This window comes from Nocardia xishanensis NBRC 101358, from assembly GCF_001613365.1.
In the GTDB taxonomy this organism is placed as follows: Bacteria; Actinomycetota; Actinomycetes; order Mycobacteriales; family Mycobacteriaceae; genus Nocardia; species Nocardia xishanensis.
This window is the reverse complement of record NZ_BDCF01000013.1, coordinates 78,345-100,091: the sequence shown is the minus strand read 5'-3', so window position 1 is coordinate 100,091 and position 21,747 is coordinate 78,345. Positions and strand designations below refer to the sequence as shown.

Sequence of the window (21,747 nt, the reverse complement as noted above, 5' to 3'; positions counted from 1 at the left end):
CGCGTCGCAGGGCTCGGCTCGCACCGGGCCCTGCGATACCCCTGGGGGTATCATTGATCGAAGGAGTCGAAGAAAGGAACACACCATGGTCGGCAACGAAGAGACTATCGCCCAGGTGCTCAACCGGCTGCGCCGCGCGCACGGCCAGCTCGCGGGCGTCATCTCCATGATCGAACAGGGCCGCGACTGCAAGGACGTGGTCACCCAGCTCGCCGCCGTCTCCCGGGCGCTCGATCGCGCGGGTTTCAAGATCGTCGCGACCGGCCTGCGCGAATGCCTCACCGGAGACACCGCCGACGGCTCCGAGCCACTGACCGAAGCCGAACTCGAGAAACTCTTCCTCGCTCTCGCTTGAACGCGAAGGCGTACAACATGATCGGACCGACTCCCCATGAAAAATCCGCTCCGCCATGACGGCTGGCACATCGAGCGCGTCGTACCACTGCTCGCCGGTCTCTTCGTTCTCGTCAGCGCCCTGCTCGCCGCGACGGTCTCGCCCTTATGGCTCGTCCTGACCGCCTTGGTCGGCGCGAACCTCCTGCTCTACAGCGCCGTCGGCTGGTGCCCGGCCACCCTGCTGCTGCGACGCCTCGGCGTCCCCGCCACCGCACGTTGCACCGTAGCCCGAACCTGAAAGCGATGGCTCTGCAGGTTGTTCCGGCGGATCCGAGCGACTCCGGCGTGACCGATCTCCTCTTCACCGCCATCGGCGGCGATCGTTCCCGGCTGGCAGCCGCCGTGCGCCGCTATCGCGACGACAGCGCCGCCCACCTCGTCGCCGCAATCGTCGACGACGAACTGGCCGGTGTAGCGGGCTACGTTGCGTCCCAGGACCATGCCGTGCTGCTGCATATCGCTACACGAGAATCCCATCGCCGCGACGGCATCGGACGGAGCCTGCTCGCCGAGATTCGGTCACGGATACCGGGGCGAAGCGTGATAGCCGAAACCGACCGAGACGCCCTGGCCTTCTACCTCGGAACCGGATTCGAGGCGGTCTCGCTGGGCGAGAAGTACCCGGGCGTCGAACGATTCGAGGTGCGCTGGGCGCCCGCGAGTGACTAGAAAGACCCGGGTCCAAACCTCCCCCACGCCACGAAAACCGCCAGGACGAGATAGAACAGATTGGCCGCGACGGGTACGAGCTCGCCCTGACGGACGTGGGTGACGATCGCGCCGATCATCAGCACGACCCAGCAGACGGCGGTCACCGGCACCATCACCGGTGCGATGTCGAGCGCGGCGGGCAGGATCAGACCGGCCGCGGCCAAGATCTCGAGCACACCGAGGGTCTTGACGAAGCCCGCGCCCGCGGCGCCGACCCATGCCCCGCCGGGGGACGCGGCCAGTTTCGCGGTCGGCACGAACGTCTTGACGATGCCGCCGAACAGGGCGACAGCGGCCAGCAATCCGGCGCAGATCCACAGGGCGAGGTTCATGACACTTCTCCTTTTCAGCGATTCGCCCAAAGGACACCGCCGCCGCGATCGGCGTGACAGCGCTGGCTTATGACGCGCACCACACGCGGCGACCGGCGGCCCGCAGCGTTTCGATCGGCCCGCCCACATACCACTCGCGAGTACTCGATGTGCGGAATTGCATTTCGAGTAAGTCCCTGCGAGTGATTCGACGCGAGTGCTACGGTCGTGATCATGCTGGAACCGATCGGAGGATTGCCGGACGGCGTCATCGGGTTCGAAGCAACGGGACGGCTCGAGGCATCCGACTACGAACGAGTATTGATGCCCGCCGTCCGCGAAGTCTGGGGTCGCGGTGACGAGATCCGAATCGTCTTGGTGTTCGAACGATTCGAAGGCATGTCGCCCGAAGCGGCATGGGAAGACCTGAAGCTGGGAATCGAGCACCTCACGCGCTGGAAGCGGATCGCACTGGTCACCGACCTCGACTGGATGATCACCGTCACCTCACTGTTCGGCTGGATGACACCGGGCGAATTCAAGCGCTTCCCCGTCGCGAACCGACACGAAGCGATCGCGTGGGCGGCAGCGTCCGACCATTGAGGCGCGGACACCGGATATGCGAACTCGCGTTCAACCGGGCCGCCGAGATCAGCGGCGCCGCCGGAGAATTCTTCGTTGTCCGATCCACCGAAGTGGATTTCCAGTAGAAGCAGCGAAATCGACACTGCAGCAGTAATTTACGAGATGCGTTCCGAACAGCATCCACACAATGTCGCTGACGGACGAACCACGATCTGGCGAGCGCGGTGGTCGAGACGTGCAAGGAGCGCGGCACCACGCCGGTGCACGCCGACTACCTCGAGGTCGACGAGTTGCTGTCCAAGATCGAGTCCGAGGTCAGGGCGGAGTACGAGCCCGCGCCGCGAAGCTGACCCCAAGGACGCCGAGGCGCTGAAGCGCACTCTGACCAGCTTCAGCATCGCCCGTGCCAGGGACGCCGCGCGGGCCACCACGCAGATGCTGTGGCAGCAGCGCAACAACCGGGTGCCGCTCCGGATGACCGAGCGAACCCTCGAGGAAACCGTCGGCACCACCGGCCGGATGCTCGTCACGCCGGTCGTCCCGCCGCCGAAGTGACGATGGACCGACTCGGCCGAACCGCCGCGCGGCGGTTCGGCCGAGTCGTGCGACGACTAGGACGCCTCCACCGGAGGCCGGTAGGTGACCTCCCGCGCGGCGGCTTCATCGATTTGCTCGGGGGTCAGCAGCGTCACGGTGTGTGAGATCGCCGCACCGGAGGCCGCGGTCCGGATGGCGAGCGCCGCGGCCGAAACCTCGTCCGGGACATCGCCGATCACGAACAGATCGTCGTCACCGAAAGCGAAGTAGCAGACGTCGACGTGACCGCCGACGCTTTCGACCATTTCCGTGATAGCCGCCCGGCGGGCGCTGCCGCCCTGCGCCAGCAGACCGCGAGCCCCCTCCTCGGAGTAGCCGACTCGCCACAGATACTTGGGCATTTCCTAACTCCTCCTTCTCGCAGAACACTCTTGGCAGGACCGACCTTACGGTCTCGGCGACCAGGGGGCGGCGCCGCCGAAGCGCCGTCGCGGCAATGATGCGGCACCGTGATCAGCCGGGATACCGCCACGTCATCGATGGTGCGAGCGGCCCGGCCGAGTCCACCGGTCCGCACGGCAGTGAAATAAGCGGGTTTCGCTGTGGCCGAGTGTTTGCTACTGTGCTGACACGAAGCCGGGTGGGATGCCCGGCGCCGGGCGGCGCGGCATCCTACGATTGTTCGATCTCAACCAGACGTCCCTGGCAGACGGGCATCGACACGCATCGAAGCGGGTCGGCGAAAGCGGTGACGTCGTTCTACCACGATCCCTGCCGGATGCGGTTGCTGAGAGTGGCCGCATCCGCGATGACCGCCGGATATCATCGGTGAACGGATGTGCGCGTAGGCGATGCGAGGCGGGCCGATACCAACGGTGGATCGTCCGCCCTCGGCGCAGACGGGCGCCGCCTGGCCGGTCAAGGAAGCGGGGGTAGCACACTCGGAGGAGGGTTCACCATGTTGGATTCGTTCTGGGACCTCTTGTGGTACACGATCATCGTGTTCGCCTTCGTGGCGTACTTGATCGTCCTGTTCCAGATCTTGCTCGATCTGTTCCGCGACCACACCGTCTCGGGTCTCGGCAAGACCCTGTGGGTCATCGTGCTGATACTGCTGCCTTATCTGAGCGCGTTCGTCTACCTGATCGTCCGGGGGCGCGGCATGGCCGAGCGGGCGCGGCAGATGCAACTCGAGGCCAAGCAGAGCACCGACGAATACATACGGCAGGTGGCGGGCAAGTCGCCCACCGAGCAGATCACCGAAGCGAAGTCGTTGCTGGACGCGGGTGTGATCACCGCGGCCGAATTCGAACAGCTCAAGGGCCGTGCACTGGGACAGACACCGTCCGCGTGAAGCGGTGACGGCTCGACGTTCCGCGTGACGCCGCCCCTGGGAGCCGTATCCGGTGCGATTCGGCTCCCGGGCGGTCACGGCCCGGATCAGCGCCGAGTCGAGTGCGCTCATCTTACCGACCGGACCTGCCGCGTCCGGCTGGACGACGCAGGCGGCCCTGGCATGGCGCATCCGCCATTCGTCCCTGGACGCCAGCGGATTTCGAACGAGCAGGACGTAATCTCTCCCGGGGGCCGACTCGACCGCCGGGAGAACTCTCGCCACGAGCAAATCACAATGCGCCGGACTTGCGCGCGAAAATTCTATTTCACCAATGAGTTCGGGCCTCACGGTTTCGCCGGTCACTATCTCTCTGTCGTTCAACGCATTTCACCCTGACCGGCGACCGATGTGAGGTAATCGACACTTCGCCGTCGCCACGAAATTGTGCGCAACACCGAGCAGGGCGGCACCGACCGGGCCGCTCCGGAGCGGCCGGAAACGTCCGGTCCGGCCGTCTCGCAGAGCCTCGCCCCGGCTTCGCGCAACCCGACTACCAGCAACCATCGTGGGATGCGGCAGCCATCCGAAGCCCGGCGGCCGGGCAGGAATTCCCGGCGAGCGATTTTCCGGTGCACTCGTCGAGTTCATCGGCCGCCGATATCTGAAAACCCCCGGCGCGGGACCGGGGTTACCGCTTTGGGACTGATCCACCGTCTCGGTCCACTCCCGTTTCGCGTCACCGGAGGGCACACTGAAAGAAAGTGCTTCCGGATGAGTCGATGCGTGACCCTCGGGTCCGTGCGGTACGCATCTCGTTTCTGCTATGGCCAATTGCATGGGAGTGAAGGAGCGCTCGTGAACAAGTACCCACCGATCGCCGAACACGGCATCGTCGGCGACCTGCAAACCGCGGCCCTGGTGTCGTCGGCGGGCACGATCGACTGGTGGTGCACGCCGAGGTTCGATTCGCCGAGCATCTTCGCTTCCCTGTTGGACAGCGAGCGCGGCGGCTTCTGCCGGCTGGCCGTGGATTCCAGCGACGACGAAGTGTCGATCCGCCAGCTGTACATGCCGGACACGGCCATTCTCGTCACCCGATTCCTGGGACCGGACGGAGTCGGCGAGGTCGGGGACTTCATGGATCCGATCCGGGGCACCACGCCCACCGACCGGCATCGGCTGGTTCGGGTGGCTCGGGTGGTCCGAGGGAGTCTGTCTTTCACGCTCACCTGCAAACCGCGATTCGACTACGGTCGCGCCGAGCACCGCCTGGAGCAGATCGACGAGCACGCGGTGGTCTTCCACGGCCCCGGCACGAACCTGCACCTGCGGACCACCGAGCCGGTGACGCTGCGGTCCGAAAACGGTGATGTCACGACACATTTCACGCTCTCCGAAGGCGAGACCGCCGTCGTCGTGCTGACCAGCGCGGCGAGCGAGGACCCGGCGCCCGAGCATCCGAGTCGCGACGACATCCTCGCCGACTTCGAACGGTGCCGGAATTTCTGGCAGTCCTGGCTGCGCTCGTCCACCTACCAGGGCCGCTGGCGCGACATGGTCAACCGTTCCGCGATCACGTTGAAGCTGCTCACGTACGCACCGACCGGAGCGCCGATCGCCGCGGCCACCATGGGACTGCCGGAGCAGGTGGGCGGCGAGCGCAACTGGGACTACCGCTACACCTGGATACGCGACGCCTCCCTGTCGGTGCGGGCGCTGATCGATCTCGGCTTCACCGAGGAGGCCTACGCGTTCCGGCGTTGGCTGCGTGACCGTCTCGACGCGGGCGGCACCGCCTCGGGTGAGCCACTGCAGATCATGTACCGGATCGACGGCGACCCGCGGCTGGAGGAGGAGGTGCTCACCCACCTGGAGGGCTACCGCGGATCCGCGCCGGTCCGAGTCGGCAACGGGGCGGCGGACCAGATCCAGCTCGATATCTACGGCGAGGCCGCCGACGCGCTGTCGCAAGCTCCCGATATCGGCGGCATCGAGGGCTGGCGCGCGTTCGCCGAGCTGACCGACTGGCTGGCCGACAATTGGAACCGGCCCGACGAGGGCATCTGGGAAACTCGCGGCGGCAGGCAGGAGTTCACCTACAGCAGGCTCATGACCTGGGTGGCGTTCGACCGTGGTATTCGCTTGGCCACCAAGTACTCGCGGCCCGCGGACGTCGCGCGGTGGACGCGCGCGCGGGACGAGGTGTTCAGCCAGATCGTCGAGCGCGGCTGGAGCGCGAAGCGGCAGGCGTTCGTGCAGCATTACGCCACCGACGTGCTGGACGCGTCGCTGCTGCTGATGCCGCGGATGGGCTTTCTGTCGCCACTGGACCCGGCGTGGCTGAGCACGCTGGACGCCATGGATCAGGAGCTGGTCAGCGACAGCCTGGTCTACCGGTACGACCCCGAGGCATCGCCGGACGGACTGCGCGGAGTCGAGGGCACCTTCAACCTGTGCAGCTTCTTGTACGTGGAAGCGCTGGCCCGCGCGGGACGTCTCACGCAGGCCCGCTACGCCTTCGACAAGATGCTCACCTACGCCAATCACGTGGGACTGTTCGCCGAGGAGATCGGCCCCTCCGGTGAGCAGTTGGGCAACTTCCCGCAGGCGTTCACCCACCTGGCCCTCGTCGCGGCCGCCATGGCCCTCGACGAGCAACTCGACCGCGCCGAGGCGCGGCCGGAATCCTCCGGATAGATCGACGAACGGATGACCGGCACAGGCGTCTCCAGCCCACCGCGCGCGGTGCTCGTTCCGCTGGCGCTGGCGCAGTTCATCTGTAGCTTCGCCGGTTCGAACATGAACGTGATGATCAACGACATCAGCCGCGACCTGGACACCACTGTGCAGGGGGTGCAGATAGTCATCACGACATTCCTGTTGGTCATGGCGGCGCTGATGATTCCCGGCGGGAAGCTGACCGACCGATACGGGCGCAAACGCTGTTTCATCGTCGGCCTGGTCGTGTACGGCATCGGCGCCGTGCTGAGCGCGCTCGCGCCCGGACTCGGTGTGCTGATCCTGGGCAACTCGATTCTGGAGGGCGTCGGCACGGCGATGCTTATCCCGCCGGTCTACATCCTGACCACCCTGTTCTTCACCGAAACGACTTCCCGCGCAAGGGCATTCGGCGTGATCATGGCCCTCGGCGGGATCGGCGCCGCCGCCGGACCCTTGCTCGGCGGACTCATCACCTCGGGCCTCGGCTGGCGCGCGGCCTTCGGGTTCCAGGCGCTGGTGGTCGCGGTGATCGTGCTGCTCAGCCTGCGTGTCGTCGACCCGCTTCCCGCCGATCCGACGAAGTCGTTCGACATTCCGGGCTCGGTCCTCTCGGCGATCGGGCTGGTTCTGCTCGTGATGGGAATCCTGGCCGCCGACGACGATGTTCGGCTCATGCTCGTTCTGCTCGCGGCGGGCGCGGCGGTGCTGGTGTGGTTCTTCCTGTGGATTCGCGCGCGAGAGCGGGCCGGCGAGGAGCCGCTGATCTCGACCAGCCTGTTCCGCAACCGCACCTCGAACCTCGGCCTGGTCACCCAGAACCTCCAGTGGCTGCTGCTGATGGGAACGTCGTTCGTGGTCGCGGCGTATCTCCAGGTCGTGCGGGGCTACAACGCGATCGAGACCGGCGTGATCTTCACCGCGGCCACCTTGGGATTGTTGGTGTCGTCGCTGGCCGCCGCGCGGCTGGCTCGCAGGCGCGCCCAGCGCACGCTGATCATGACCGGTTTCCTCATCACCGTCGTCGGCATCGTCGTGCTGATCGCCATGACCGGAAGTTCGGAGAACCTGTGGGCTTTCGTTCCGGGATTGCTGCTGATCGGCATCGGCCTCGGCGTGATGCTCACGCCGGCGGTGAATATCGTTCAGTCCGCCTTCGGCGAGGAGCAGCAGGGCGAGATCTCCGGCTTGTCGCGCAGCGTGTCGAACCTCGGCTCCTCGCTTGGCACCGCTATCGCGGGCACCATCCTGGCCGCCGGACTGACCGGTCACGCCTACGCCGCCGCGATGATCGCGCTGGCGGCCCTCGGTGTCGTTGGGCTGATCGCCGCGACGTTCCTGCCCAGGCAATCCGGCCGCATCCAGGTCACCTGATCCGATGGGCGTCGACACACACGCGCTGTTGCACGGTCCGCTGTTCTCCCGCAGCAGACCGTTGGACCGCGACAATGCGGCGAGCCGCATCAGCGCCTACATCTACGGCAATGTGCTGGTGCTGGCCGCGCTCGTGCCGTTCGTCGCGGCGGAGAAGCACCTCGGCGTTCTGGTCGTCCTCGGGACGGCTCTGTCGACGTTCGTCGCCCACGCCTTCGCCGAAGCCGTCGGACACACTGTGCGGGAACGAAGTCCGCTGACGTGGGCGGAACAGGTACGCGAATTGCGCAATTCGATCCCCATTCTCACCTCCGCGGTGCTGCCGTGCGCGATTCTCGCCACCGGGTGGCTGGGCTGGCTGGAGCCGAGGACCGCGCAGATACTCGCCGAACTCGCCGTGCTGGTCCGCATCGGCGGCATCGTGTTCGTCATCGCGCGGCTGAAAGGCGAGCGCCCGACGCGCGACTCCATGTACGGCGCGGTCCTGCTGACCGCGGTCGCGGCGACCGTGGTGATCGTCAAGGTAGTGCTCACCCACTGAGGCGAGTGGCAGGCGGCCGCGGGTATGCGAGTTTCCTTCCGAGTCTTCCACCGGTCTGCTTCAATCGATATATGTGCAGGTGGATGGCTTACTCGGGGAGCCCGATCCTGGCCGAAGAACTGCTCTTCCGGCCGGTGCATTCGCTGATCGACCAGAGCATGCACTCGCGGCTCGGCGCGACCACCACGAACGGTGACGGCTTCGGGATCGGCTGGTACGGAGAGGGTCCGCGACCGGCGTTGTTCAAGGACATCGAACCCGCGTGGAACGACCAGAACCTGCGCGAGATCGCGGGCGCCGTGCGGACGCCGCTGTTCTTCGCGCACGTGCGCTCGTCGACCGGAACGGCCGTCCAGCGCAGCAACTGTCACCCCTTCCGGCACGACGGGTGGCTATGGATGCACAACGGAGCGCTCAACGGTTTCCGCGCGATGAAACGGGATCTGCTCACCGCCGTGGATCCGGCTCTGTTCACCGAGATCGAAGGGTCGACCGACTCCGAACTTCTGTTCTTCCTCGCGCTCACCTTCGGCCTCACCGACGATCCGTTCGGCGCGGTCGCCCGTGCCGTCGGTCTCGTCGAAGACGTCGGCCGCGCGCACGACGTGACCCACCCGGTGCAGATGACCGTCGCCACCACCGACGGCGAGTCGGTGTGGTGCTTCCGGTACTCCAGCGAACAGCACACGCGCACATTGTTCTACTCGACCGAGATCGCACAGCTGCGCGCGCTGCACCCGGAGGTCGAGTCGCTCGGTCTGCTCAGCGAAGAGGCGCGGTTCGTGGTCTCCGAGCCGCTGCGCGATCTCTCGGGGGCGTGGAACGAAGTCCCGGAATCCTCGGCGGGCGTCGTCCAGCCCGGCCACGACGAAATTCGGCCCTTCCAACCGATCTCGCCGTAACACGGAAGTTCGTCGGTGACGCACCGCGCGGTGGGACCACCGGTCGGCACTTCCCCCTGACCGGGCAGGTCACCGGGAGGTTGCGACGGGCTTGTGCGGTCGCGATTCGACTACGGCGACAGTGTCGCTGGAGATATGCTGGCGAAGTGAGGCGAGTGCCGTCATCGGTGCCAGCGGCCGCGGTGCGGGCGTCACGCCTCGCTGAACATCCGGCGTCGAAGCCGAGTTCGGGCCGGGCGACGCAGCCCACCCACCCTTGGCGTCAATCTCTGTTTTCCTGCGCCGATCCACCGCCTTTCCCGGCAGACAACGCCGTCCAGCCGTTCTCGTCCCGCCTCGTCCTGTTCCAGTGTCGAGGCGATCGGTCGATCGAAACCGTCACGAATGATTAGAGGTGACTCGCGATGTCAGCAACCAATGAGCACTCCGTCAAGCAGGCGGTGGCGGCGGGGACGTCGATCGGCGCCGCGATCCTGTTGATGGCCGTCGGCATTCTCTCGATCTTCGAGGGAATCTCGGCCATCGCCAAGGACGACATTCTGGTGACCGGGCCCAACTACGCCTATGAGCTCAGCGCGACCAGCTGGGGCTGGATCCATCTGATCATCGGGATTCTGCTGGTGATCGCGGCGGCCGCGCTGATGGCCGGAGCCTTGTGGGCGCGCGTGGTCGCGGTGTTCCTCGCGGCGCTGTCCATCCTGGCGAACTTCCTGTGGCTGCCCTACTACCCGTGGTGGTCGATCGTGATCATCAGCTTGAATGTCGTCGTGATCTGGGCTGTGACGACGTGGCAGCCCGATCGCATCTGATCCGGGCCCGCGCATCATGGGAAAGAAAGCCGGACACGGCAAAACCAAAGGCAAGAAAGGTGGCGCCGGTAAGCGCGCGCCGAGAGATCGGCTCGCCGTCTCGGCCGAGGTTGCCTCGGGTGAGTTGATCGAGCCCTCCGCTCCGGCACGGCAGCCACCGATGACGAAGAAGGAGTACTACCGGCATCTCGCGCCGCTGCACGCCGAACTCGTCGCGTTGCAGTCGTGGGTGAGGTCGTCGGGGGCGAAGATCTGTGTCCTGTTCGAGGGTCGCGACACCGCGGGGAAAGGCGGTGTCATCAAGGCGATCACCGAGCGGGTCAGCCCGCGGGTGTTCCGGGTGGTCGCACTGCCCGCGCCGACGGAACGCGAGAAGTCTCAGATGTACGTGCAGCGCTACCTGCCCCATCTTCCCGCGGGCGGTGAAGTCGTCATCTTCGACCGCAGCTGGTACAACCGCGCCGGTGTCGAACGCGTGATGGGATTCTGCACCGAGGAGGAGGCCCAGCGCTTCCTCGAAACCATCCCGACGGTCGAGAAGTCGATCGTCGAATCCGGCGTCATCCTGCTGAAGTACTGGCTGGAGGTGAGCGAGGAAGAACAGACTTCGCGGCTGCAGAGCAGGATCGACGACCCGCGCAAATTCTGGAAGCTGTCCGACCTCGACCTGAAGTCCTACAGCCGCTGGTACGACTACTCGCGAGCGCGCGACGAGATGTTCCGCCACACCGACACCGGCTGGGCGCCATGGTATGTCGCGTACAACGACGACAAGCGGCGCGGGCGGCTCAACATCATCAGTCACATGCTGAGCCGGATTCCCTACGAGCACCCGGACCATCCGAAGATCACGTTGCCGGAACGACAGAGCCCGGCGGGCTACCAGCCAACGACGCAGCCCCTGCACTGGATTCCGACCCCCTTCTGAGAGTCCCGGCCAGGAAAGGACGAGCGCCATGGCAACGATGGAATCGGCGCCGAGCCCGGCGCATCCGGCCGGCGGCGGGGACCCTCCGGTGTGGTACGCGCTCGACGCGTCCGTCGCGCTGTCCGCCTTCGGTTCGGATGAGCGGTTCGGTCTCACGGCGAGGGAGATCGCGCGGCGTCGCGAACGGTACGGGCGCAACGAGATCGCCTCCGAGCCCGCGCCGTCGGTCTGGGCGATCGCGCTGTCGCAGCTGAAGGATCCGATGAACCTCATGCTGGTCGCGGTGGCCGTGGTCAGCGTGATCATCGGCGAAATACCGACGGCGATCGTCGTCGGCGTGCTGGTCGGGCTCAATATCGTGCTCGGCACTCAGCAGGAGGTCAAGGCGCGCGCCAGCGTCGACGCGCTGGCCAAGATGCAGACGCCGCAGGCGCGCGTGGTTCGCGACGGGGCGCTGTCCCAGCTCGACGCCACCGAACTCGTGCCGGGCGACATCGTCGAACTCGAGGCGGGCGACATCGTCCCCGCGGACGGACGGCTGCTGAAATCCGCGACTCTCGAAACCCAGGAAGCGGCGCTGACGGGAGAAAGCGCACCCGTCGCCAAGGATGCGCAGACGCTCGCGACCACCGATGTCTCCCTCGGCGATCGCAGCAACATGGTCTTCCAGAACACCTCGGTCACCCGCGGGACCGCGAGCATGGTGGTCACCGAGACGGGACAGAACACCGAGATGGGCCGGATCGCCTCGATGCTCTCGGCCGTCGCGCCGAGCAAGTCGCCGCTGCAACGGGAACTGAACGCGCTGACCAAAGTGCTCGGCGTGATCGCCTGGACCGCGGTGGCGATCATCGTGATCATCGGCGCGATCCGCGGGCAGAGCGTCACGACCGTGCTGCTGCTGGGCATCTCGATGGGTGTGTCCGCGATTCCGACCGGCCTGCCCACCTTCGTCCAGGCGATGCTGGCCTACGGCGCGCGCCAGCTGGCCGACGCCAAGGCCGTCGTCAAGAACCTCACCGATGTCGAGACGCTCGGCGCGACCAGCGCCATCAACTCGGACAAGACCGGCACATTGACCATGAACCAGATGACGGTGCGGTCGTTGTACTTCCACGGCAGGCAGTACCTCGTCGAGGGCCAGGGCTACGACAAGTCGGGCAAGATCACTCAGATCGCGGGCGAGGCCGTCCCCGACTTCACGCTGCTGGCCTACGGGCTGTGCCTCGACAGCGACGCCACCGTCTCCGACACCGGCGAGGTCGTCGGCGATCCGACCGAGGCCGCGCTAGTGGTACTGGCCGCCAAGATCGGCGTCGACGCCCCGCTCACGCGCCGGACGTATCCCCGTGTCGCCGAAGTGCCGTTCGATTCGGCGTACAAGTTCATGGCCACCTTCCACCACCTCGAAGTCGACGAGCTCACCCGGTTCGTCGAGTTGGTCAAGGGCGGCCCCGACGTCGTTCTCGACCGATGCGCGACCGCGTACCGGCCGGGACGCCGGGCGGTGCCGATCGACGACATGCGCGACGAGATCGTGGCCGCGAATCGCGCGATGTCCGAAAAGGGTTTGCGTGTGCTGGCATTCGCGGCGCGCGTGCTCGACGGGCACGAGGAGGCCGTCGCGGACGATCCGATGGCGTTCGTCGATGACCTCACCTTCGTCGGAATGGTCGGCATCATCGACCCGCTGCGCCCCGAGGCGATCGACGCGGTGCGCACGGCTCACGACGCGGGCATCGACGTCCGGATGATCACCGGCGACCACGCGATCACCGCCTCCGCTATCGGCGCCGAACTCGGGCTCGGACCCGGCGCGATCGGCGGCGCCGAACTCCAGGCGATGACCGACGACGAGCTGGCGGCCGCCCTGCCGAATCTGCACGTGTTCGGGCGCGTCACACCGCAGGACAAGCTGCGCCTCGCCGACATCATGCAGCGCGGCGGCGCGGTGGTGGCGATGACCGGCGACGCCGTCAACGACGCGGCCGCGCTGAAGAAGGCCGATATCGGCGTGGCGATGGGGTCGGGCAGCGAGGTCACCAAACAGGCGGGCAAGATGGTGCTCACCGACGACAACTTCGGCACCCTGATCACCGCGATCCGCCTGGGCCGCAGCATCTACGACAAAATCGTCTCCTACATCCGCTATCAGATGTCCAAGCTGTTCTCGCTAGTGCTGCTCTTCCTGGTCGCGAGCATCTTCGACATCAACGACGGCGTCGCGCTGACTCCGCTGATGGTGCTCTTCCAGCACTTCTTCATCACGCTGTTCCCGGTCGCGGTGATCATGCTCGATCCACCGCCGCCGAACCTGATGAACAAGCCGCCCCGCGACCCCGCCAAGCCGATCGCCAACCGGAATGCGTTCGTGCAGTGGCTCGCCTACGGTGTCTTGCAGTTCGCTGTCACCCTCGCCGCGATGCTCCTCGCACCCGGTGAGATGAGCACCACCGAGGCGAACGTCCCGATGACCACGGCGTTCGTCGTGCTGTCGTTCGGTTCCATCCTGAGCGGGCTGGTGATGCGCCGTGACCCCGAATCCGGCCTGACGGCGCCTGTTCTCGGCGCGCTCAAGATTCTGTCGATCCCGGTGGTCGTCACGGTGTTCGCCGTGGAGATCGGGTTCCTGCAAGACCTGCTCATGACCACATCGCTGACGGGCGGCCAGTGGCTCGCCTGCATCGGCTGGTCGTTGATCATCCCGATCGTCATCGAGGCGGAGAGCGCGATCCGCCGTGCGCGGCTGCGCGGCGCGACGCCCGCCGCGCGCATCCCGGTCGGTGCCGCGGTCGGCCCGGAGCGGGCCCGGACCTCGATGGTCGGCAGCGGGCGCTGATCCGCGGTCAGCCGACCTGTTCGAGCTTCGGCATCTGCCAGGCGCCGTCGACCGCTTCGTGTTTCGGGGCGTACAGGCGCAAGGTGAGGGAGAACGCTCCGGTGGCGGGGATGGGCAGCCAGTTGCCCCGCGGTACGCCCGCGCCGGGATCGGCGTGTTGCACGACCAGCTCGACAGAGCCGTCCGCGCCCGGAACGACCGTGGGGTGATGGCCGATGGAGTAGATGCCGGCGGGGTTGTCGACGAAGTGGCTTTCCGCGTCATAGGCCGTCAGGGACCAGAACGCGTCGACCGGCGGTAATTGGCCCGGGGCGAAACGGATTCGGAAGCGACGCGGCACTCCGTCGTCGTCGGCGACGGCATCGACGGTCGGGTAGATGGCGTCTTTGGCGAGGTTGGCCCCGAGCCCTTTCATGGCCACGATCGCGCGGACGTCGTAGTGGGTGCCGTAGGCGCCGAGGCTCGGATCGAAGGTCCAGCCATTGACGTCCTCGGCATAAGGGTTGCGGTAGGTCGGGATCCGCTTCTTCGCGTCGTCGACCGCCGCGTTCAGCACGTCGGACGGAACTCCTTCCGGCCTGCCGCTGGGTGTGATGCCGATGGTGGCGAATCGCCGCATGGCATCGGCATCCGCGGGGGCGGGGGGGTTGACCGCCATGACTCGACCCATCCGGGCGAAGAAGGTGGGCCCGTCCATTTCGGCGACGATCGCGGCGGGGTCGGCCGTGCGTGCGGGGTGCGCGCCGGGGTCGCCGTGGGCCGCGTTCGGGTTCTCCACCCATTTGCTCAGCGGCACCAGCTCCAGCCGCCGTTGCAGCTCGCGGACCCGGTCGACGTCGGCGGCGCCGTCGAACTGGAGACGGCCGATCAGCCAGGCGGTGCCGGTGGGCACGGCGAGCCGGGTCACGCCCTCCGGCAGGTCCCCCGACCAGCCGGGTCCGGTGACCGCGTAGGTGAACGGGGCCGTGCCCGGCTTCACCTGCGGATCGACACTGCTCGGGTCGTGCACGGTGTTGGTCCACGCGTCCATGATCTGCATGAGCCAGTACCGGCTCGGCTCCATCTCGGGCACCCGAAGGATCATCGGTTCGGCGCGCACGTCGAGCCACGCCTGCGAGTAGAGCGTGTCGAGATTGAGGCGCACCACCTGTTTGTCCTCCGGGGTCGGTGGGTCGCCGTGCTGGAAGCGGTTGGGCGGAGCGCCGTTCTCGCGGGTGACGTCCATGAGGACCAGGGGATAGCCGAAGACGTAGGCATCGGTGGCGATGGCCTGCGCGTCCTCGGGAGCCGCGCTAGCGGAGGTCGCCGTCGCGCAGCCGGCGTTCGGGTCACCGCCCACGGCCATTCCGAGGATGGGGACGGCGGCCAGCCTCAGGCCGAGGGCGGACCTACGCGATATTGCGGCAAACTCGCGATGTTCGCGACTCTTCCCGAACTTCATGGAAAACGCCCCTTCTTCGATGTAAGCGACGCCCGAAGGCGACGCCGACTGCCTGGCCGTTCTCGAGATTCGAGGAGAGACTATCGGGAAAATACCTCTGCGCGGCTGCATTCCGTGCAACGAACTGGCATCGACGGAAGTTGCGAGCAAATCGTTAGCAACACGACCGGGTGGGTTCAGCCCCGCCGCCACCACGGCCCGGCCGCACCCCGGCCGATACTGTAACGTGTTGCACTTTGGTGAGTTTGGAGCAATCGTCGGAAGGGAACGGCAGCGATGGTCAGTTTCTTCGGCATGCAGGCGGGTCAGTTGGTGGCGCGCGAGCTCGCAGTCAGCCCGTGGTCCCCGACCCAGCTGAGCGGCACCGGCGTCTGCGGCCTGTTGGCTCGTGAACTCGAGACGCACTGCCCGGCGGGGTTCGTCCCGGCCCGGCTGACCGTGGACTTGTTTCGGCCGGTGGTCAACGCCCCGTTCCGATTGCGCGGCGAGGTAGTTCGTCATGGCACACGCATCACGGTCGCCGACGCCTTCCTCGTGCAGGAGGAACAGGTCCGCGCTCGGGCTTCGGCGGTGTTCCTGACCACCGGATCCGAACCGCCGGGCCGGGTGTGGCACTCGGCGTCGGACCTGCCGATGCCGCCGGAAGGGTGTGTCTCATCAGACGGGGCGCCACCGCTGTTCAAAAGCGGCGATCGCGACTGGACCTCCGATTTCGCGGCGAACCAGAACGCCGACCGCAAGATCTCTTGGCACAGCCTTCCCCCGCTCGTCGAAGGCGAACCGATCTCGCCGTTCCAACGCGCCGCAGTGCTCGGCGACGCCACCAACCATGTGTGCCACTGGGGCTCAGAAGGTGCGGGCTATATCAACGTCGATGTGACCTCGACGCTGTCGAGACTTCCCGTCGGCCACGAACTCGGACTGCGCGCCGACAACACCATCGCCGCGGAGGGCATCTCTATCGGCTCCGCCACGCTCTACGACCGCACCGGCCCGGTCGGCACCTGTGTGGTGACCGCACTGTCCAATGCGCGGCGACAGATCGACTTCGCGGCGGCGGGACTCGCCGAGCGCGTTTCCCGCTGAGCTCACTGATTTCCCTTGACGCCAATGATTCTCAGCGTGCCGGGCGATACGCAGGCCGCTTCCTGGTCAAGCGCCCGCCCGGGCGGGAGTGCCGGCGCCGTTCTTCGGCTCGGGCGGGACAGTTTCCTCTTCCCTGCCGCGCGCGGGACGAATCAGGATTTCCAGCGCGACCAACGCCAGCAGCGCGCCGAGCACGATCCACACCACCACCAGTCCGGTGGGGTAACGCCAGAAGATCAGCAGGAGCGCGCCGACACCGACGATCGCCCATCGCAGCGCCACGCGCAGGCGGAACGCCCACACCTCCACCGGGTTCGGCGGCCGCGAACGCCGGAGCTGCTGCACCGCGTCCAAGCCCTGCCCGAAGCCGCGGCGCACGGCGACGGCCGAGCCAGCGCCTCCGGTGAGGAAGGCGGCGACCGCGATCACGATGCCGAGCACGGCGACCCCGCGCAACGCGGTGCGCAGCGGCACGAGCACCGTGTCGACGATCACGGTGGCCGCGTCCGGCGCAAGCACGTCGGGCGGCATCCGGTCCAGATACAGCGCCCGGGCGATGATCAGTCCGATCGCCAGGATCAGCATGCCGACCACCAGCCCGAGCCCGACGAAGACAAGAGCGCGGCGCCTGCGGCCCGGCGGCGCCGCGGCGACCGCGGACACCGCGGCCGCGATCGTCAACCAGGGCAGCACATTCGCGGCCTTGTCGAGCGCGTCGACGGCCCGCTGCGCCCGGACGAGTTCGGGGGAACGGAACAGGACGAACTGCTTGTCGACCGGCGGGATCTTCTCCACGAAGGTGAAGCCGCGTTCGGCCAGCCGCGCCTTCACGTTGTCGAGCACCGTGCCGAGGGAGAGGGTGACCGTTCCGTTCTCGTCGACGGTCACCGAAGACGGTCCGACGTTGCCGGTCACCACCGCGACCAGCGCCGTATGGGCCGTGCGGTTGGCCTGCAACCACAGGTCCTCGAACTTCTCGCTGCGCACGAACGTCAGCACCGTCTCGTTGACGAAGTTGCGCGCCTGCACGGCGATCACCGGCGCCAGCCCCTCGACCGCGCGATCCAGCCGCGGCCGGTTCTCGGTCGCCGGGACCGCGTCGGTCAGTGCGGCCAGCGCGTCCGCGGTGAGCCCTTCGATGTCGACGCGCGCGAAGATCTCGTCGGTGATCGAGTTCGCGATCTCGTTCTGCAGGACCGGGTCCGATCCCAGCGGGGCCACCGTGGTCAGGTATCGATCGGTGTCGAGAATCTGGCTCCGCACGTACCGCGACATCACCGTCGCGATCGACAGCACGGCGACCAGCACGACCAGCACCGCCACCGCGGTCCATCGCCACGTACGCCGCGGCGGTCGAGCGGCCGCGACCGGCGGCGCGGCGCGACCCTCCGCACGCAGCGCAGCGACCTCGGCGCGAAGCCTCTCGAGCTCGACGCGTTCGTCCGCGCTCAGCGATTCGGCGGGTAGATCCTCGGACGGTCCGGAATTCATGGAATCCCTCACTCCAGGAACGAATTCAGGCGGTGCGACGGCAATTCGCCGACTTCGGCGGTCCCTTTCCGTGCGGGACCGTGCACGGTACGTCGAACTACGGGCCCGGCCACACGGGCCTGCCCCGGATCACAGTTTCACAGGCGCCGCCGATGAGGGCATACGCTATGATCGACATTAACATCGGCGACGTCGGCAGAGCGTAGATTTCTTTCTCGGAACCACCGCCACCCGTCGCATAAAAAGCCATGCTTGGACAGCTCGTTCAGTAAGTATGTCAGGGCGATATGTCTCTTTCTCGCCACAGAAAGAGGGGACACAGTGACCGATTCCGACATCGACATGATCGGCCCCATCGACTATCTCGTGATCGAATTTCCTCCCGACCGGCAGCCGGACGGTTCGGCATTGCCCCTCTTGCGCGACCTCGTCGAGCGCGGCATCGTCCGGGTGCTCGACCTGGCCTTCATCCGAAAAGATCTCGACGGTTCGCTGACCGGAATAGATATAGCCGACGTGGGATTCGGCGGGGAGATCGATATAACCCTGTTCGCGGAGGCAGGATCGGGCCTGCTCGACGACGCCGACCGCGCGGAAGCCGGCGCGGCGCTCGAACCGGGACGTTCGGCCGCGATCCTGGTTTACGAGAACACCTGGGCGGCGCCTTTCGCGTCCGCCTTGCGTCGTAACGGCGCCGAACTCGTGGCGTCCGGACGCATTCCGGTGCAGAGCATATTGGCGTCGCTCGACGCCCTCGAAGCGGAAAGTCGCTGAGGAGAATTGTCATGCCAGGACTGCTGCGCGGCGTCGCCCGCACCGCGATCATCTCCGGAACCGCGACCGCTGTCTCCAATCGCGTTTCCCGGCGCCAGGGAGAGCGCTGGGCGGCGGAGGAACAGCGGTACGCCCCGCCCCCGAGCTATGCGCCGCCGCCCGCCGCACCGCAGCCGGCACCGGGCGGCGGCGCGGGCGCGGAACGGATCAACGCGTTGAAAGAGCTCGCCGAGCTCCGCGCGCAGGGCGTGCTGACCGACGCCGAGTTCGAAGCCGAGAAAGCCAGGATCCTCGCATCCTGAGCTTTTCGGCAACTGCTGATCGGGCGGCCGGTCACCCGCGCGGAGCGCGAACGCTACCTCGCGGCCGTCATCGATTCCGCTCGTCGCATCGCGAAGTTCTCACCGCTCCACGCTGACATTCGGGGCGTCGAGCGCTTCGGCGTAGACCGAGAGGATCGCTTCGATGTGCCGGGATTGGCGCGGTTCGTCGGCATGCTCCGCGAGCGCCGCGCGCATGGATCGCAGGCGGCTTCGGTTGCGCGCCAACTCTTTCAGCTCCGTGGCGAACGATTCCACCGACCGGTCGTGAGCGCGAACGCCACCATCGGCGGGCACGGTTTCGGACAGTTCGGGATCGCAATACAGGACCGGCAGACCCATCGCCATCGCCTCGAGCAGCACCATGCCCTGGGTATCGCAGTCGGAGGTCAGCAGCAGCACGTCGTGTCCGCGCATGGCGCGCAGGCAGTCGTCCTGCCCGACCTCGCCGTGCAGGCGCACGCGTCCGCCGAGATCCGCCTCGGCGACCGCCGAGCGGACCCGGTCGGCCAGTGGGCCGCCGCCGTAGACCTCCAGTGCGCAGTCCTCGACCAGGCGCGCGACCTCGATCGCCTCGAGCGGACGCTTCTCCGCCGACAGGCGGCCGCACCACAGGGCACGCAGCGGTCCGTCCGGGTTCGTCGCCTCGTCCTCCCCGCCGCGGACCCGATCGAGCAGTTCGTCATCGATTCCGTTGGACACCACGTGAATCGGCCGGTCCACGCCGTGCGCGGCGACGCGGCGGGCGAAGTGCCGGGTCGGCACGATCACCCGATCGGCCGCCTGCGCCTGCGCGATCAGCGGACGCCAGGCGAGCCGGGCGATGCGGTCGTCGCCGTCGGACGGCGGTCGTCCGCGCAGCGGCACGAACCAGCTGTGCACCAGACGCATGGTCAACGCGGACAGATACGGCGCGGGCGAATACTGCGCGATGACCGTGTCGTCGCGGCTCTGCATAGTCTGGACGATCGGAATGCCGTGTCTGCGTGCGGCGCGTACGCCGGAGATACCGCAGCCGTAGGTCGTCAGCGCGTGCACGATGTCGATCGGGCCGCGCTCGGCGAAGGCGGCATCGATCCTGCGCCGAGTGGCCCGGGTCGGCAGGACGACCGGCAGCCCGTTCGACATCGCGACCGGCAGCGCGCCGAGCACCACGGTCTCGGCGTCGGACGGCACGGATCCCGGTGCGGGAGGACAGAATACGGTCACCCGATGGCCGAGCCGCCGCAGGCCGTCACGCAGCGATCGCATCGCGGTCTGGACGCCGCCGAGGGTGGCCGGGTGGAAGTCGGTGAAGATCGCGACGTGCATGGAATCACCCACGACTCAGGCCGATGCCGAGACGACCAGGCGTTCCACCGCGTCCGCCGTGGCGCGGACCCCGTTCTCGGCGGACACGGTGCGGCCGAGTTCCGCTGCTCGCCTGCCCGCCTCGGGCGTCAACGTCCGGACGAGCGCGTCGTGCAGCCGGTCCTCGGTCAGCGACGGATACGGGAAGTCGGCCCCGATGCCGAGCTCCGAAATGCGCCAACCATAGAAGAACTGGTCGCTGTGCACGCCGATCACCACCGCGGGCAGGCCCGCGCGCAACACATCGTGAGTGTTGCCGCTGCCGCCGTGGTGCACGACCGCGCGGCACCGCGGCAGGACGCGGTCGTAGTCGAAGGAATCCAGGACGAACAGCTTCCGGTCGTAACCGATGCCGCGCGGAAAACCCTCCCCGCGCACGGTCACCAGGGCGCGCGCCCCCAGCCTGCGGCAGACGGCGGCGATCAGCTCACAGCATCCGGCGGGATCGAGGATCGGCATGCCGGTCATGCAGAAGTAGATCGGCGGCTCGCCCTCGTCGAGCCACTCGGACAGCGCCGGATCGACCACCGCCTCACCCCAGGCCGCACGCAGCCGGGCGGGCAGAATCGGCGCGCCGACCACGGTCGAACGGTCCGGCCAGTCGGCGGGTTTCGGCAACAACACCGGACTCACCATGTGCACCAGCGGAATACCGTCCTCGCGCATCCGCCGGAACGGATTCCGTGGTTTGCCAGGCAACTCCATCATCGCGCGCACTCGCCGATCCACCCGGCGATATGCCAGCCCATACGCCATTTCGAAGGCCGAGTAGCTGGCCAACCGCAGTCGCCGCGACGAGATCATGTGCTTGACCATGAACGACGACGGGAACTCCCCGGTGCGCTCGAGCGGATACGGCAGACAACCCACCACGGTCTGTCCGTACTTCTCCCCGCGCTCCATCGCCCACGGCATGGTCGAGGCGCACGAGACGATCACATCCGCCGATTCGCACGCGCCGCTGAGCGCCTCGTGCATCCGCTCCCCGCGCTCGCCCGCCATGATCTTGACCGTGTCCAGCATGATTCGGACGAACGGCAACGTCTTACCCGAGGACAACGCGCGTTTGGCGGCGGGCGATTCCAGCAGTTCCGCCGAGTTGAACGGGATGACGTGCGGCTCGAAGCCCGAGCGCCGCACCACCTCGGCGTAATTCTCGGTGGCCGTCATCTCGACATCGTGCCCGCGCGAACGGAATTCGTCCGCCAATGCCAGATACGGCTGATGATCGCCCCGGGTCCCCGCCGTCAACAACGCGATACGCATACTCTCGACTTTCGTTCGTGATCTGCTGTTCG

General features: G+C 67.1%; 22 protein-coding genes and 1 pseudogene. 17 read left to right on the top strand and 6 right to left on the bottom strand.

Annotation, left to right across the window (positions count from 1 at the left end; translation table 11 throughout):
* Nucleotides 1-85 precede the first annotated feature (85 nt).
* The 3 genes from NX1_RS12830 to NX1_RS12820 are packed head-to-tail and all read left to right on the top strand — an operon-like array spanning nt 86 to nt 1,065.
* Nucleotides 86-355, top strand: a complete 270-nt coding sequence (locus NX1_RS12830; RefSeq protein WP_068058015.1) for a metal-sensitive transcriptional regulator — start codon at nt 86-88, stop codon at nt 353-355.
* 36 nt (nt 356-391) lie between these two features.
* The gene (locus NX1_RS12825) at nt 392-634 is read left to right on the top strand and encodes a YgaP family membrane protein (protein WP_068058012.1); all 243 of its coding nucleotides are present in this window, start codon (nt 392-394) and stop codon (nt 632-634) included.
* Between the two features lie 5 nt (nt 635-639).
* Entirely contained in the window at nt 640-1,065 is a 426-nt protein-coding gene (locus NX1_RS12820; protein WP_068058010.1) for a GNAT family N-acetyltransferase, read from the top strand.
* On the opposite strand, the gene NX1_RS12815 is transcribed toward NX1_RS12820, so the two are convergent.
* Complete coding sequence (locus NX1_RS12815; protein WP_068058008.1) at nt 1,062-1,439, bottom strand: DoxX family protein; 378 nt, start codon at nt 1,437-1,439, stop codon at nt 1,062-1,064. The genes NX1_RS12820 and NX1_RS12815 overlap by 4 nt on opposite strands.
* Nucleotides 1,440-1,652: 213 nt before the next feature.
* On the opposite strand from NX1_RS12815, the gene NX1_RS12810 reads away from it, so the two are divergent.
* The 3 genes and pseudogenes from NX1_RS12810 to NX1_RS38370 form a co-directional block, all read left to right on the top strand.
* On the top strand, nt 1,653-2,021 hold the full coding sequence (locus tag NX1_RS12810; protein WP_068058220.1) for a SpoIIAA family protein: 369 nt from the start codon (nt 1,653-1,655) through the stop codon (nt 2,019-2,021).
* Between the two features lie 194 nt (nt 2,022-2,215).
* Nucleotides 2,216-2,353, top strand: coding sequence for a hypothetical protein (locus NX1_RS38375; protein ID WP_281216378.1), 138 nt, complete (start codon nt 2,216-2,218; stop codon nt 2,351-2,353).
* 16 nt (nt 2,354-2,369) lie between these two features.
* Nucleotides 2,370-2,558: pseudogene (locus NX1_RS38370) on the top strand (DUF5995 family protein); the annotation flags it as partial.
* 56 nt (nt 2,559-2,614) lie between these two features.
* Here NX1_RS38370 and NX1_RS12805 read toward each other — a convergent pair.
* Nucleotides 2,615-2,941, bottom strand: coding sequence for a GYD domain-containing protein (locus NX1_RS12805; protein WP_068058006.1), 327 nt, complete (start codon nt 2,939-2,941; stop codon nt 2,615-2,617).
* Between the two features lie 560 nt (nt 2,942-3,501).
* On the opposite strand from NX1_RS12805, the gene NX1_RS12800 reads away from it, so the two are divergent.
* The 8 genes from NX1_RS12800 (at nt 3,502) to NX1_RS12765 (ending at nt 13,987) form a co-directional block, all read left to right on the top strand.
* A complete protein-coding gene (locus NX1_RS12800) occupies nt 3,502-3,894 on the top strand; it encodes an SHOCT domain-containing protein (RefSeq protein ID WP_084501389.1) in 393 nt (130 codons plus the stop codon).
* Nucleotides 3,895-4,731: 837 nt separating this feature from the next.
* A complete protein-coding gene (locus NX1_RS12795) occupies nt 4,732-6,573 on the top strand; it encodes a glycoside hydrolase family 15 protein (protein ID WP_068058002.1) in 1,842 nt (613 codons plus the stop codon).
* Nucleotides 6,574-6,585: 12 nt separating this feature from the next.
* Complete coding sequence (locus NX1_RS12790; protein ID WP_068058000.1) at nt 6,586-7,968, top strand: MFS transporter; 1,383 nt, start codon at nt 6,586-6,588, stop codon at nt 7,966-7,968.
* Between the two features lie 4 nt (nt 7,969-7,972).
* A complete protein-coding gene (locus NX1_RS12785) occupies nt 7,973-8,509 on the top strand; it encodes a hypothetical protein (protein WP_068057998.1) in 537 nt (178 codons plus the stop codon).
* An 83-nt stretch (nt 8,510-8,592) separates the two neighbouring features.
* On the top strand, nt 8,593-9,411 hold the full coding sequence (locus NX1_RS12780) for a class II glutamine amidotransferase (RefSeq protein ID WP_068057996.1): 819 nt from the start codon (nt 8,593-8,595) through the stop codon (nt 9,409-9,411).
* Nucleotides 9,412-9,815: 404 nt separating this feature from the next.
* Nucleotides 9,816-10,220, top strand: coding sequence for a DUF7144 family membrane protein (locus NX1_RS12775; protein ID WP_068057994.1), 405 nt, complete (start codon nt 9,816-9,818; stop codon nt 10,218-10,220).
* A gap of 16 nt (nt 10,221-10,236) precedes the next feature.
* On the top strand, nt 10,237-11,148 hold the full coding sequence (gene ppk2, locus NX1_RS12770; RefSeq protein ID WP_068057992.1) for a polyphosphate kinase 2: 912 nt from the start codon (nt 10,237-10,239) through the stop codon (nt 11,146-11,148).
* Nucleotides 11,149-11,176: 28 nt separating this feature from the next.
* Complete coding sequence (locus NX1_RS12765; protein ID WP_084501373.1) at nt 11,177-13,987, top strand: cation-translocating P-type ATPase; 2,811 nt, start codon at nt 11,177-11,179, stop codon at nt 13,985-13,987.
* Nucleotides 13,988-13,994: 7 nt separating this feature from the next.
* Here the strand turns inward: NX1_RS12765 and NX1_RS12760 are convergent, their stop codons facing one another.
* Nucleotides 13,995-15,332, bottom strand: coding sequence for a DUF1254 domain-containing protein (locus NX1_RS12760; protein ID WP_084501388.1), 1,338 nt, complete (start codon nt 15,330-15,332; stop codon nt 13,995-13,997).
* Between the two features lie 372 nt (nt 15,333-15,704).
* On the opposite strand from NX1_RS12760, the gene NX1_RS12755 reads away from it, so the two are divergent.
* Nucleotides 15,705-16,514 (top strand): thioesterase family protein, encoded by an 810-nt coding sequence (locus NX1_RS12755; protein ID WP_068057986.1) that lies wholly within the window; start codon nt 15,705-15,707, stop codon nt 16,512-16,514.
* 66 nt (nt 16,515-16,580) lie between these two features.
* On the opposite strand, the gene NX1_RS12750 is transcribed toward NX1_RS12755, so the two are convergent.
* On the bottom strand, nt 16,581-18,005 hold the full coding sequence (locus NX1_RS12750; protein ID WP_068057983.1) for a hypothetical protein: 1,425 nt from the start codon (nt 18,003-18,005) through the stop codon (nt 16,581-16,583).
* A 321-nt stretch (nt 18,006-18,326) separates the two neighbouring features.
* Between NX1_RS12750 and NX1_RS12745 the strand changes: the two genes are divergently transcribed.
* Together NX1_RS12745 and NX1_RS12740 are read left to right on the top strand one after the other, a co-directional pair.
* Nucleotides 18,327-18,779, top strand: coding sequence for a DUF6325 family protein (locus tag NX1_RS12745; RefSeq protein ID WP_068057981.1), 453 nt, complete (start codon nt 18,327-18,329; stop codon nt 18,777-18,779).
* A gap of 11 nt (nt 18,780-18,790) precedes the next feature.
* The gene (locus NX1_RS12740; RefSeq protein ID WP_068057979.1) at nt 18,791-19,081 is read left to right on the top strand and encodes an SHOCT domain-containing protein; all 291 of its coding nucleotides are present in this window, start codon (nt 18,791-18,793) and stop codon (nt 19,079-19,081) included.
* Between the two features lie 99 nt (nt 19,082-19,180).
* On the opposite strand, the gene NX1_RS12735 is transcribed toward NX1_RS12740, so the two are convergent.
* Nucleotides 19,181-20,410 carry a glycosyltransferase gene (locus NX1_RS12735; RefSeq protein WP_068057977.1) on the bottom strand — a complete coding sequence of 410 codons (1,230 nt, stop codon included), beginning with the start codon at nt 20,408-20,410 and terminating at the stop codon, nt 19,181-19,183.
* A gap of 15 nt (nt 20,411-20,425) precedes the next feature.
* Complete coding sequence (locus NX1_RS12730) at nt 20,426-21,715, bottom strand: glycosyltransferase (protein ID WP_068057975.1); 1,290 nt, start codon at nt 21,713-21,715, stop codon at nt 20,426-20,428.
* Nucleotides 21,716-21,747 lie beyond the last annotated feature (32 nt).